This is a genomic window from Alloalcanivorax xenomutans, from assembly GCF_900217905.1.
GTDB classification, from domain to species: domain Bacteria; phylum Pseudomonadota; class Gammaproteobacteria; order Pseudomonadales; family Alcanivoracaceae; genus Alloalcanivorax; species Alloalcanivorax xenomutans.
Map to the genome: position 1 here is coordinate 1 of NZ_OBMO01000009.1, position 13,078 is coordinate 13,078.

The window sequence follows — 13,078 nt, forward strand, 5'->3', positions numbered from 1 at the left end:
CAAACTCGCTCGCATCGCCTTCGCCCTGATGAAGCACAAAACCACCTACCAATCGGAGACCCAAATCGCTTGATCTCCAACATAGAATCTCCCACGGTGGCTTCGTAGCACAATTGTAGGAGCCAGCCCTGCTGGCGAACCGCTTTCCTCAACTCCTCATCAACTCTCCGCCGGTTCCGGCAGTGCCTCCGTCCCTTCGTCACCGTGCCCTTCGTTGCGGCCCAGCAGCATGTACATGGCCGGTACCACGAACAGGGTGAACAGGGTGCCGATGGTCATGCCGGCGGCCACCACCAGACCGATGGCGAAGCGGGCGCCACCGCCGGGGCCCGCGGCGATCAGCAACGGAATCATCGCCAAGACCAAAGCGGCGGTGGTCATCAGCACCGGACGCAGGCGCACGGCGGCGGCGTGTTCGATGGCCTCCCGCTTGCCCATGCCCTCTTCCTGCATCTTGTTGGCGAACTCCACGATCAGAATCCCGTGTTTCGATATCACCCCGATCAGAGTCACCAGCCCCACCTGCGTGTAGATGTTGAGCGTGGCCAGACCGAGGCTGACGAAGATCATGGCGCCGCACACGGACATGGGCACCGTGATCAGCATAATGATCGGATCACGGAAGGATTCGAACTGGGCCGCCAGAACCAGATAGATCACGATCAGGGCGAAGAAGAAGGTGATCATCAAATCGCTGCCTTCCTTCTTGAACTGCCGCGACTGGCCGGAATAATCCACGCTGTAGCCGGGGGGAAGCACTTCCTGTGCCGCGCTTTCCAGGATGCCGAGCGCTTCGCCCAGTGTCACCCCGGGGCGTTGTACGCCGGAAATGGTCACCGAGTTCAGCTGTTGGAAGCGTTTCAACTGTTGCGGCTGCACGGTTTCTTCCAGGCGCACCAGAGTGGCCAGTGGAATCAGATCGCCGGAGCCGGTGCGAATGTAGTACTGCTGCAACTGCTCTGGCGTCAGCCGGTCGCCGCGCTGAACCTGGGGAATCACTTTGTAGGACCGGTTTTCCAGGGAAAAGCGGTTGGCGTAGGCGCCGGACAGCATGGCGCCCAGTTCCTGCGCCAACTGGCGCATGGTGATGCCCAGCGACGCGGCTTTCTCCCGGTCGATCAGAATGTTGTAGCGCGGTTTGTCGATCTTCAGGTCCGTGTCCAGGAAGATGAACTTGCGGCTCTCCTGGGCTTTGCCCAGGATCTGGTTGGCCAGTTCCTGCAGATTCTCGGTCGGTTCGGTGGTGCCGATGACGAATTCCACCGGCAACATGCCGCCGCCGCTGGGCAGGGACGGCGGGACAAACACCGCTGATTGCAGACCGGCGATGCTGTTCACCTGCCCGGACAACTGTTCCTGGAATTCATTGGTGGTGACGTCCCGCTCATTCCAGCTGTCCAGTACGAAACCCGCCAGGGCGGTGTTGGAGGCGGCGGTGCCGGCGCCGCCGCCGAGACCATTGAGCAGGAAAATGTTTTCCACCGCCGGGGTGTCGGCGGCAATCTGTTCCAGCTCCCGGGTGAACGGCTCCAGATAGTCCAGCGTCACGTAGGGGTCGGCGGTAGCGGACACCAGCACAAAGCCCTGGTCTTCCTTGGGTTCCAGTTCGCTCGGCGAGGTGACGAACAGGAAGTAACAGGACACCAGAATGATCAGACCGAACACCAGCACCGTGGGCACGTCGTTCAAAGCGCCGTGCAGTCGCCGCTCATAGCTGCCGGCCAGTTTCTCGAACTGGCGATTCAGCCAGGCCTCGAAGCGATTGCCGCGATGCTCCGGGTCGTGGGCCTTGAGAATTTTGGCGCACATCATCGGCGACAGGGTCAGTGCCACCACGCCGGAGAGCAGCACGGCGCCGGCCAGGGAGAAGGCGAATTCCACGAACAAGGTGCCGGTGAGCCCGCCCATGAAACCAATTGGCAGGTACACCGCCACCAGTGTGGTGGTCATCGCCACCACCGGCCAGGCCAGCTCGCGCGCGCCTTTAAGTGCCGCGTCCTTGGGCGAGAGCCCTTCCTCTACATGGCGATGCACGTTTTCCAGAACAATAATGGCGTCGTCCACCACGATGCCGATGGCCAGCACCATGGCCAGCAGGGTCAGCAGGTTGATGGAGAAGCCCATCAGCAGCATCAGGAACAGCGCGCCGACCATGGAGAGCGGCACGGCGATGGCCGGGATCAGTACCGACCGCAGAGAACCGAGGAACAGGTAGATCACCAGGATAACGATGATCACCGCTTCCACCAGGGTCTTCACCACCTCATCGATGGAGTCCTGGATATACTCGGTGCCGTCGTAAGGAATATTGCCTTCCAGGCCCTCCGGCATTTGCGGGAAGATCTCGTCTTCCAGAACCTTCCTTACCTCGGCGATCACGTCCAGGGAGTTGGCGTCCGGCGCCACTTCAATGCCCATGAACGTGGCCTTCTGGCCGTTGAAGGTCACCGAGGCGGCATAGGACTCCGAACCCAGTTCCACGTCGGCCACGTCCTCGAGACGCACGATGGCATTGTCCTGGGCGCGGATTACCAGACGGCGGAAGCCGGCGACGTCGTTGAGGTCGGTTTCCGCCTTGAGATCCAGAGCCACATTGGTGCCCTTGGTGCTGCCCACCGCGGCGAGAACATTGTTTTGCTCCAGCGCGGCGTAAACGTCGGAAGGGGTAATGCCCAGCGCCGCCATGCGCTCCGGTTTCAACCAGGCGCGCATGGCGAAGGTGCGGTCACCGAGAATTCGTGCCCGTTGCACGCCGTTGATGGTGGCCAGTTTCGGCTGCACCACGCGCACCAGATAGTCGGTGATCTGATTGTTGTCCAGCACCTCGGAGGAAAACGACAGGTACATGGCGGCGATATCATCGCCGATGGCCAGCTCCACCGTGGGGTCCTCGGACTCCTCCGGCAGTTCGCTGCGCATCTTGTTCACCTTGGCGACGATCTGCGTCAGAGTTTCGTTGGGATCCTGGCCCAGCCGTACATAAGCCTGGATTGAGGACGCCCCCTGCAGGGAGGTGGAAACCAGATAGTCGATGCCGTTCGCCGAAGCGATTTCCTGTTCCAGCGGCGTGGTGATAAAGCCCTGAATCAGATCCGCGTCGGCACCGGTATAGATCGTGGTGACGGTGATCACCGCGTTTTCCAGCTCGGGATACTGGCGCACGTTCAGTTCCGTGGCGGCGCGTAACCCGAGCAGGAAAATAAACAGGCTGACCACCGAGGCCAGAACCGGTTTATTGATGAAGATATCCGTGAATTTCATGAGCGACCTCAGCTGTTCGCCGGCTCGGGCGTGGCTTCCGCGGAAGGCTGTACGTCATTCTCAATGGCCACCGGTGCATCATTGCGCAACTTGAGCAAGCCACTGGTGGCAACGATTTCTCCGGGTTCCAGACCGGATTCCACCACCACCAGGTCGCCGCGCTGGCGGCCCAGTTTCACGAACCGCTTGCGCACTATCTTGCCGGCGCCGTCCCCGCTTTGCTGTTCGGCCTGTTCGCCTTCTTTCGCCGGCGCGTCCTGGATCACGAACACCGCGTTTCCGTAAGGGGCGTAGGCCACCGCCGTACGAGGGATCACCACCACCGGTTCGGATTGCGGCAACTGGATCGTTACGTTGGCGAACATGCCCGGACGCATACGCTGATCCGCGTTCTCGAAGGATGCCTGAATGGTGACGTTGCGGGTGGTCTCGTTGACGCCCGGTTCGATGGCGGTGATGGTGCCCTCGAACGTCTGATCAGGGTAGGCGTCCAGAGAAGCGCGGACGGTCAGGCCGGTTTCGATTTTGCTCAGCGTTTGTTCGGGCAGGGCGAAGTTGACGAAGATCGGATCCAGTTGCGCCAGGCTGACCACCGGGGTGCCGGGTTGCAGGTACTGGCCGATATCCACGCGGCGGATCCCAAGGACCCCGTCGAAGGGCGCGCGAATGGTCTTGTAGCTGAGCTGCTGCCGCTGCGCGTCCGCCTGGGCCATGGATTGATCCCGCTGGGCGCGCCGGTTGTCCAGCTCGGATTGCGAGATCGAGCCTTGCTTGAATAGCCGCTGATAACGATCGTATTCCTGGGCGGCCAACTGAGCGGTGGCTTGCAACGCCTTCAACTGAGCCTGGTCGGCGCGGGATTCCAGCCGCACCAGCAGGTCGCCTTTTTTCACCTGGTCGCCGGAGGTGAACTCGATGGCCGCCACTTCGCCGCCGACCTGGCTGGTGACGTCGACGCCGTTGACCGCTTCCACGGTGCCCACCGCTTCCAGTGACAGCGCCCATTCGTCCCGGGTCGCCTCGGCGGTGGAGACGTTCGCCACCGGCATGGGCATATTGTCGAAGAAGCCCGTCATCATATGGTTGATGAACGCCTTCCAGCCAAAGATGGCGCCGAACAATACGCCAACGCAGACCAGCATAATCACCATGCGTTTTGTCATGATCCAAACCCCGATGTGCAACCTGCTTGTTTAGATATTTTCGTTGCCTGCCAGCTTTCCACGGACCGGACTACGAAGCCGCTGTGGGAAGCGGCCTTGGCGCGAATGCGCCTGGGCCGTTGGTCATTCGCTTGCAAGCAAGCTTCCCACAGCGGCTTCGTAGCATGATCCGTGGAAGCCGGCTTGCTGGCGAATGGCGCGCTGGAGCTTGCAAGGCAGCATACAAGCTCCTACAGCGGCCCTGATACCTGCCGATGGCTATGAATCATTTGGCGAACCGGCGAAACCGGAAACGGATAAAGCTGCGTCCCTGTGGTTTTGATTTTTTCTTTCCTGGCTGGGTCGCTCGGGGCAAGGGCAAATCGACAAAGCGGATCGGAATAATGAGGGCAAACCCGGCGGCCACGGCGTCCAGAATGCCCGAGTGTGCCCAGAAATCAGGCAGGCATCAAGAGGCAGAGAGGGATTCCCCAATAAGCGCCAACACGGTGTTGAGGTGGCGTAATCCCAAAGCGGTGCAAACGATTTGATCCGGATCCGGTTGCAGCAGGTCGCGTTCACGCAAGGGCGCCAGCAGGGCCGCGATGCGTTCCTGATCCACGCCGCTGTTTTGGCTCAATGTGCATGAGGGAACGCCGTTGGTCAGACGCAACGCGTTCATCAATGCTTCGAACAGAGGATCTTCTATGGCGGTGATACTACGGCGTGTCTGTTCCGGTGTCCGAAGATAGGCTTCCGGTTGCCGGGTTTTTTGATAGCGTAAACGTTGTCCGTCACGGCGTGTCAGTTTGCCGTGGGCGCCGGCGCCGATCGCCAGATAGTCGCCGAAGCGCCAGTAGTTGAGATTATGACGGCAGCGGCGATCCGGCCGGGCAAAGGCGGAAACTTCATAACGCTCATAGCCATGGCGCCGCAACAGGGCAAACCCCTGTTCCTCGATGTCGGCCATGGTGTCCTCGTCCGGCTGGGTCGGAGGGGCGCGGTAGAAGGCGGTATTCGGTTCAATGGTGAGTTCATACCAGCTCAGGTGAGCGGGTGACAACTCGATGGCCGCTTGCAGATCCGCCAGCGCCTGGGCCGGCGTTTGTCCGGGCAGCGCGTGCATCAGATCCAGATTGAAATTATCGAAACCGGCGGCGCGGGCCAGGGCCACGGCACGGCGGGCTTCCTCGGGGCCGTGAATACGCCCAAGAGCCGCGAGCTGGCCGGGATCGAAGCTCTGTACGCCGATGGACAGGCGGTTGATGCCGGCCTCGCGGAAGCCTTCGAAGCGGCCCGCTTCCACGGTGCCGGGGTTGGCCTCCAGGGTGATTTCCACGTCGTTGGCCATTGGCAGGCGCTGGCGTAGGCCATCCAGCAGGCGCCGGTAAAAATCGGCGCTCATCAGGCTCGGTGTGCCGCCGCCGATAAAGATCGAAACAACGGGCCGGTCCAACTCACCTTCCAGCCAGCGCCGGTCCGCGTCGAGATCCGCCAGCAGGGCGTCGAGGTATTGGGTTTCAGGGAGTGTGTCGCGCTGATGGGAATTGAAATCGCAATACGGACATTTGCGCACGCACCAGGGTACGTGCACGTATAACGCCAGGGGCGGCCGCTCCGGGGTCACGGCAGTGGATGCTCCCGCAGTTGCGCGATCAGCTGCTGCAGAGCGCGAGCGCGATGGCTGACGCGGTTTTTCTCTTCCGGCGGCATCTCGGCGGCGGTGCGGCCGTCACCACTGATCTGAAAGTGCGGATCGTAGCCAAAACCGAACTCGCCGCGTGGTTCAAGAACGATTTCCCCTTCCCAACTGCCCTGGCAGACCAGCGGCGTCGGATCCTCGGCGTGGCGCATCAGTACCAGCAGCGCCTGATAACGGGCGGTGCGGGGAGCGTCGGGCAGGTCGCCGAGCATCTCCACCAGCAAGGCGTTGTTTTTCGCGTCGCTGGCACCGACACCGGAGAAGCGGGCGGAATAAATACCGGGGGCGCCGTTGAGGGCGTCCACTTCCAGGCCGGAGTCGTCGGCAATGGCCGGCAGGCCGGTGTGCCGGGCGGCATTGCGGGCCTTGAGAATGGCGTTCTCGACGAAGGTCAGACCAGTCTCTTCCGCTTCCGGCACATCGAAATCGCTCTGCGGCACGATGGTCATGTCCAGCGGCGCCAGAATGGCGTTCATTTCCTCCAGCTTCTTGCGATTGCCGGAAGCCAGAACCAGGGTTGCCATGGTCTCTCCTTGAATAGGGGGGGCGGTTACCGGGTCACCCGATAGATGGCGATCTCGCCGAACAGATTTGGCAGCAGCCGGGGCAGGGTGCTGCTGCGGTGATCGCGGTTGACCACTTCCCGCTGAATGATGCGGATGTCGTTTTTGCGACAGTGCGTCTCGAAGTCATTCACCGTGCACAGATGAATGTTGGGGGTATCGTACCACTCATAAGGCAGCGCGGAAGACACCGGCATGCGGCCCTTGAAGGCGAGATAACTGCGCACCCGCCAGTGGCCGAAGTTGGGAAAGGTGATGATCGCCTCGCGACCTACCCGCAACATTTCCGCGAGGATGCGGTCCGGGCGTAACACCGCCTGCAGGGCCTGGGTCATCACCACGTAATCGAAGCGGTCGTTCTGGAAGTTGTCCAGGCCATTGTCCAGATCCTGCTCGATCACGTTGACGCCGTTCTCGAAACAGGCGGCCAGGTTGTCCTGGTCGATCTCCAGGCCGTAACCGCGCACCCCTTTGTTTGCTTTCAGGTACGCCAGCAGCGCGCCGTCACCGCAACCCAGGTCCAGCACCGTGGCATTGCGCGGAATCCAGTCGCTGATCAGGCTCAGGTCGTTACGCTCCGGCATCCACTCGCGGATCCGCCGTACATCATTGGCCATCGGCATCCACCTCATCGGCCACCCGGCGCAGGTAGGCGCCGAACAGTTTCACATACTCCGGGATCGGCAGCAGGAACGCATCGTGCCCCTTGGGCGTATCGACCTCGGCGTAGCTCACGTCCCGGCCCACATGGGTCAGAGCGTTGACGATCTCGCGGCTGCGCTCCGGCGAGAAGCGCCAGTCGGAATTGAAGGACATCACCAGGAAGCCGCAACGGGTACGCTCCAACGCTTGTTCCAGGGTCCCGCCCTGCTCGCGGGCGGGATCGAAGTAATCCAGCGCCTTGGTCATCAGCAGGTAGGTATTGGCGTCGAAATTGCGGGAGAAGGTTTCGCCCTGGTGACGCAGATACGACTCCACCTGGAATTCCACATCGAAACCGAAATGGAAGCGGCCGGAGCGCAAGTCGCGACCGAATTTCATGCGCATGGCGTCGTCGCTGAGATAAGTGATGTGCCCGACCATGCGCGCCAGGATCAGGCCCTGACGGGGATAGGTATCGTGCAGATAATAGCGGCCGCCATGGAAGTTCGGATCGGTGAGAATGGACTGCCGGGCCACCTCGTTGAAGGCGATATTCTGCGCCGACAGTTTGGGCGCCGCGGCAATGACCACGGAATGGCGCAGGCGCTCCGGGAAATCAATCGCCCATTGCAGGGCCTGCATGCCGCCGAGGCTGCCGCCAACCACCGCCGCCCATTGCTCAATGCCCAGTGCATCCGCCAGCCGCGCCTGGCTCTTGACCCAGTCCTTCACCGTCATCATGGGAAAATCCGGGCCCCAGAGCTGGCCGGTCTCCGGATTGGTGGAGGTGGGGCCGCTGGAACCGTGGCAGCCACCCAGATTGTTCAGGCACACGACGAAGAAACGGTTGGTGTCGATGGGCTTGCCCGGGCCGATGCAGCTGTCCCACCAGCCCGGACGTTTCTCGTCCATGCTGTGATAGCCCGCGGCGTGGTGATGGCCGGACAGGGCATGGCAAATCAACACCGCGTTACTGGCGCTGGCATTGAGGTTGCCGTAGGTCTCGTAGACAAGATCGTAGGATGGCAACTGACGCCCACATTCCAACTCCAGCGGCTGGTCCACATGGAGGGTATGGGGCTGTACCAGGCCCACGGAGTCCTGGGGGATTGATTCGGGCATTTCGGGTCATCATCCAAAGGTGAGGCAAAGTCTATCGACCCCCCCCAAGGCATGCAATGCGGCCACCCCGGTATCGTGGTCCATGGACTCCGGGTTACCACGCCGCTGTGGGAGCTTGCCTGCAAGCGAATCGGGCTCCGAGCCCCAAAAAATTCGCTTGCAGGCAAGCTCCCACGGCGGCTTCGTAGTGTAATCTGTGGGAGCCAGCTTGCTGGCGAATACGGCTTCCGGTGTTGGGACATTCGCTTGGGTGAAAAGGGGACATGATGAGCAACGGGAACGTTCATGGCGCGGGGACGCGGGCAACGGTGGACCGCCTTTATGCCCTGGTCGCCAACGACGAGGATGCGCGTACCTGTACCGATATCAGTGAAGAAGCCTGCCGCGAGGTGCCAGGCAACTTCTTCAAGATCATTGTCGCCAATCTGCTTTCCAAGGTCGGAGATCTGCTGATCAATCCGAAAACCATCCTCGCCTGGCTGATCGGCGCGGTGGGGGCGCCGGGGTTTCTCACCGCCGCCTTGGTGCCGATCCGCGAATCCGGATCGCTGATTCCGCAGTTGCTGATCGGCGCCTGGATGCGCCGGCATCCGGTGCGCAAGGGGTTCTGGGTGCTGGGTTCGGTGATCCAGGGGATCTGTGTTCTGGGCATGGCGTTGTCGGTGTGGCAGTGGCAGGGGTTGGCCGCCGGTCTGGCCATCGTCGGTTTGCTGGTGGTGTTCAGTCTCGGGCGGGGCTTCTGCTCGGTGGCGATGAAGGATGTGCAGGGCAAATGCATTCCCAAGGCCCGGCGCGGCCGTCTTACCGGCCTTGCCGCGACCCTGTCCGGTCTGGTGACCCTCGGGGTTGGCGTGGTGCTGTTCCGCGGTGGCCAGGATCCGGGCATGGTGTTCTATTCGGTGTTGCTGGTGGGGGCGGCCCTGGCGTGGCTGCTGGCGGCGGGAGTATTCGCCTCGGTGGATGAATTCGCCGGCGAAACCGCGGGTGGCGGACACGCCCTGAGGGATGCCTGGCGCAGCCTTGGGTTGCTGATCAGCGATGCGCCTTTCCGTAACTTCGTGATCGCCCGGGCTCTGCTGATGGCGTCCGCTCTGGGTTCGCCGTTTCTGGTGGTGCTGGCGCAGAAACAGAATTCCGGCGCCGCGTTGCTGGGTGGGTTTCTGGTAGCGTCGAGTCTGGCCAGTACCGTCTCCGCCAGTGTCTGGGGGTTCATGGCCGACGCCTCCAGCCGCAAAGTGATGATTCGCGGTGGCGGTCTGGCCTCGGCCACCTGCCTGCTGGTGGCGGTGTTGGCCCTGGCCGGCGAAGGCGCCGCCGCCTGGTTTTATCCTTTTGCCTTCTTCGTGCTGGCTATTGCCCATGCCGGTGTGCGTATCGGCCGCAAGACCTATCTGGTGGACATGGCCGGTGGCACCAAGCGCACCGACTACACCGCGGTGAGCAATACCGTGATCGGTGTGCTGCTGCTGGTGGCCGGTGGTATCAGCGCGGTGGTGTCGCTGCTGGGCACTGAGTGGGCGTTGATCAGCCTCGGTGCGATGGGCGTGCTGGGGACGCTGTGGTCGTGGAAGTTACCGGAGGTGGAGTAGAGCGCTGTCGTGGGTTGACTGAGTGTGGATAGGGCGCTGTTTTTTCGGCCTTGGCGTCACGGTGACCTGTGCTAGGATTTGCGCTTCGGCCTCGATTTGGGGGAGGCCGGATCACAATAACCAACGGAGGGAAACCGTGAAAAAATCAATTGTCCAAATACCCGTTGCTCTGGCCGCTATCGCGGCGACGCTGTCCCCTCTCGCCCATGCCGAGGACCCGCGCCTGCTGGTCGGCGGCTCGCTGATGCGTGACGAGAGTAATCTGGATGAGGTGGTGGAAAGTATTGATCCGCTCATCCGTGCCAGTGCGCCTGATGCGGAATGGGGGACGGACCTTTATGTGGGGGTCGCCTTCAATCAGTATTTTCAGGTCCGTTTCGGGCATCGCCTGTTTGGTGATTCCGAAACCCGGATTTACGGCGGCAAGATGGAGGTGGAAGCGGACGGGGTCTATGTGGCTCTGGATGGTCTGATGCCGGTGACGGAACGGTTGTCACTGGGGGGGACGCTCGGCATACAGAGTGTGGACGTCACCCTGAAAGTCAGCGATGGCTACAACGGCTTTAAGGACGATGACGATGCCCGTGATTTCTTCTACGGCTTGCGGCTGCAGTATCTGGTAACCGACCAGCTCGCGCTGACCGCGGCCTATAATCGCTACAAGTTCGAGATCGACGCCAACGGCGTGGATGATCTGGAATATGACAGCGTGGGGATCGGCGCTCAATACCGGTTCTAGGCATTACTGACCGGACTACGAAGCCGCTGTGGGAGCTTGGTCCGGGCGGCGGGCCGCTGCAAGCGAATCTTTTTCCGAGAGCCCATTCGCTTGCAGGCAAGCTCCCACGGTGGCCTTAAGGACCGAGCCACGGTTCGCTGGTTATACCGCCTCGAACAACAGATCCCAGACGCCATGCCCAAGCCGCTCGCCGCGGCGTTCGAACTTGGTTTCCGGCCGCCAGGCGGGGCGTTCGGAAAACTGGCCGGTGCCGGCGAGATTGCGGAAGCCCGGTGCCTGGTTCATTACCGCCATCATGTGTTGCGCGTAGTCTTCCCAGTCGGTGGCCATGTGCAGCGTGCCGCCTTCCTTTAATTTGCCGCGCACCAGCGCCACCCACTCCGGTTGGACAATGCGGCGCTTGTGATGCTTCTTCTTGTGCCACGGATCGGGGAAATAGAGCTGCACCCGTGACAGGCTGTGATCGGGGATGCACAGTGTGAGGATGTCCACCGCGTCATCGCAGTAGCTGCGCAGGTTGCTCAGACGCTGTTCCTCGATCTCCATCAGCAGCGCGCCGACACCGGGCCGGTGCACTTCCACGCCAATAAAATCCTGCTCCGGGGCGGCCGCCGCCATGGTGGCGAGGGAATGGCCCATGCCGTAGCCGATCTCCAGTACCCGGGGGGCGTCGCGGCCAAACACCGCTTCCGGTTCCAGCTGGCCGCCGGCACGTTCCAGACCATAACGCGGCCACAGTGTTTCCAGGGCGTGACGCTGGCCAACGGTAAGGCGGCCTTCACGTAGAACGAAGCTGCGCACCTTGCGCATCACCTTGCCGGTGACCGGGTCTTTGTCCTGGTTGATGAAATCGAGCATGGCGATTACCGGCTCACGCCATCCAGCGGCGAGGACGCGGCGGCATAGGCCTTGCGTGGCATGCGGCCGGCCAGGAAGGATTCGCGGCCGGCTTCGATGGCCTTGCGCATGGCGGAGGCCATCAGAACCGGCTTGTTCGCATGGGCCACGGCGGAGTTCAGTAGCACACCGTCACAACCCAGCTCCATGGCGATGGCGGCGTCGGAAGCGGTGCCCACCCCGGCATCGACGATGATCGGCACTTCCGCCTCTTCCAGGATCAGGTGGATATTGTGCGGGTTGAGGATGCCAAGGCCGGAGCCGATCAGCGAGCCCAGCGGCATCACCGCCACGCAGCCCATGGATTCCAGTTCCTTGGCCACGATCGGGTCGTCGTTGGTGTACACCATCACCTTGAAGCCGTCGTCCACCAGGGTTTGGGCGGCTTTCAGGGTGTGGGTGATATTCGGATACAAGGTCTTCTGGTCGCCCAGCACTTCCAGTTTCACCAGGTCATGACCGTCCAGCAGTTCCCGTGCCAGCTTGCAGGTGCGCACCGCGTCGTCGGCATTGAAGCAGCCGGCGGTGTTGGGAAGGATGGTGTACTTGTCCGGGCTGACGAAGTCCAGCAGGTTGGGTTCGTCGGCGTTCTGCCCGATATTGGTACGGCGAATCGCCACGGTGACGATTTGCGCGCCGCTCTCCTCGATGGCCGATCGGGTCTCCTCGAAATCCTTGTACTTGCCGGTGCCGATCAGCAGCCGGGAGGAATAGGTTTTTCCTGCGATATCGAGTAGGTCGGACATGATGGCCTCGGTTGAGATGGGTGGGTTAAGGAGAAGGGGGAGCCGGAGGCTCACCCACCCCCTATGGCGTGCACGATTTCCACGACATCCCCGTCGCTCAGCAGATGATCGGCGTGGGCGCTTTTGGGGACGATATCCCGGTTCACTTCCACCGCCAGCCGTCGTCCGCTCAGGTTCAGGGCCTGAACCAGGTCGGCCACGGTACGGCCGGAAAGGGAAAAGGGTTCGCCGTTAACGGTCAGGGTGGTCATCATTCAATCCACGGAACGGAACAAAGCCCAGGCCAGCATCAGCCAGCCCACGATCAGGGCGACACCGCCAAGGGGTGTGATCGCGCCGAGCCAGCGTTGGCCGCTGAGTACCAGTACATACAGGCTACCACTGAACACCACCATGCCGGCAAACATCACCCAACCGGCGGTGATGGCGGCGCCGGCGGAGAATTGACGGGCCAGCAGGCCAGCCAGCAACAGGGCCAGGGCATGATAGAAGTGGTATTGGCTGGCGGTCTCCCAGATGGCCAGATCGGCGGGACTGACCCGTGCCTTGAGACCGTGGGCGCCGAACGCGCCCAGCATCACCGCGAGGGCACCGTTGAGCGCGCCGAGAGTGAGTAACGCATTCATTGAGAGTCATCCCTCATGCGTGGGTGATCGGGAGAGTGTCGCCGGGTAG

General features: G+C 61.9%; 12 protein-coding genes. 2 read left to right on the forward strand and 10 right to left on the reverse strand.

The genetic code is table 11. The annotated features are described in order from the left end of the window. Positions 1–159: 159 nt before the first annotated feature. The 6 genes from CRO06_RS08325 to metX form a co-directional block, all read right to left on the reverse strand. Complete coding sequence (locus CRO06_RS08325) at positions 160–3,261, reverse strand: efflux RND transporter permease subunit (RefSeq protein ID WP_097058207.1); 3,102 nt, start codon at positions 3,259–3,261, stop codon at positions 160–162. A gap of 8 nt (positions 3,262–3,269) precedes the next feature. Beyond that, positions 3,270–4,424, reverse strand: a complete 1,155-nt coding sequence (locus CRO06_RS08330) for an efflux RND transporter periplasmic adaptor subunit (RefSeq protein ID WP_097058208.1) — start codon at positions 4,422–4,424, stop codon at positions 3,270–3,272. A 448-nt stretch (positions 4,425–4,872) separates the two neighbouring features. Next, positions 4,873–6,030 carry a radical SAM family heme chaperone HemW gene (gene hemW / locus CRO06_RS08335; protein ID WP_097058209.1) on the reverse strand — a complete coding sequence of 386 codons (1,158 nt, stop codon included), beginning with the start codon at positions 6,028–6,030 and terminating at the stop codon, positions 4,873–4,875. After that, on the reverse strand, positions 6,027–6,629 hold the full coding sequence (gene rdgB / locus CRO06_RS08340; RefSeq protein WP_022997249.1) for an RdgB/HAM1 family non-canonical purine NTP pyrophosphatase: 603 nt from the start codon (positions 6,627–6,629) through the stop codon (positions 6,027–6,029). The genes hemW and rdgB overlap by 4 nt, the downstream gene beginning before the upstream one ends. Before the next feature lie 26 nt (positions 6,630–6,655). After that, entirely contained in the window at positions 6,656–7,285 is a 630-nt protein-coding gene (metW, locus tag CRO06_RS08345; RefSeq protein ID WP_425319671.1) for a methionine biosynthesis protein MetW, read from the reverse strand. After that, positions 7,275–8,432 (reverse strand): homoserine O-succinyltransferase MetX, encoded by a 1,158-nt coding sequence (metX, locus tag CRO06_RS08350; protein ID WP_097058210.1) that lies wholly within the window; start codon positions 8,430–8,432, stop codon positions 7,275–7,277. Before metX ends, metW begins: the two co-directional genes overlap by 11 nt. Positions 8,433–8,698: 266 nt before the next feature. On the opposite strand from metX, the gene CRO06_RS08355 reads away from it, so the two are divergent. Further along, positions 8,699–10,021, forward strand: a complete 1,323-nt coding sequence (locus tag CRO06_RS08355) for an MFS transporter (RefSeq protein ID WP_022995860.1) — start codon at positions 8,699–8,701, stop codon at positions 10,019–10,021. Positions 10,022–10,157: 136 nt separating this feature from the next. After that, positions 10,158–10,760, forward strand: coding sequence for a porin family protein (locus CRO06_RS08360; protein WP_179746527.1), 603 nt, complete (start codon positions 10,158–10,160; stop codon positions 10,758–10,760). A gap of 141 nt (positions 10,761–10,901) precedes the next feature. Here the strand turns inward: CRO06_RS08360 and trmB are convergent, their stop codons facing one another. The 4 genes from trmB to CRO06_RS08380 are packed head-to-tail and all read right to left on the reverse strand — an operon-like array spanning position 10,902 to position 13,029. Next, positions 10,902–11,618, reverse strand: coding sequence for a tRNA (guanosine(46)-N7)-methyltransferase TrmB (gene trmB, locus CRO06_RS08365; RefSeq protein WP_055098922.1), 717 nt, complete (start codon positions 11,616–11,618; stop codon positions 10,902–10,904). 5 nt (positions 11,619–11,623) lie between these two features. Further along, complete coding sequence (locus CRO06_RS08370; RefSeq protein ID WP_097058212.1) at positions 11,624–12,403, reverse strand: thiazole synthase; 780 nt, start codon at positions 12,401–12,403, stop codon at positions 11,624–11,626. A 50-nt stretch (positions 12,404–12,453) separates the two neighbouring features. Beyond that, positions 12,454–12,657: a sulfur carrier protein ThiS gene (thiS, locus tag CRO06_RS08375; RefSeq protein WP_097058213.1), complete on the reverse strand. Its 204-nt coding sequence runs from the start codon at positions 12,655–12,657 to the stop codon at positions 12,454–12,456. Then, a complete protein-coding gene (locus CRO06_RS08380) occupies positions 12,658–13,029 on the reverse strand; it encodes a DUF423 domain-containing protein (RefSeq protein WP_097058214.1) in 372 nt (123 codons plus the stop codon). Positions 13,030–13,078: the final 49 nt, after the last annotated feature.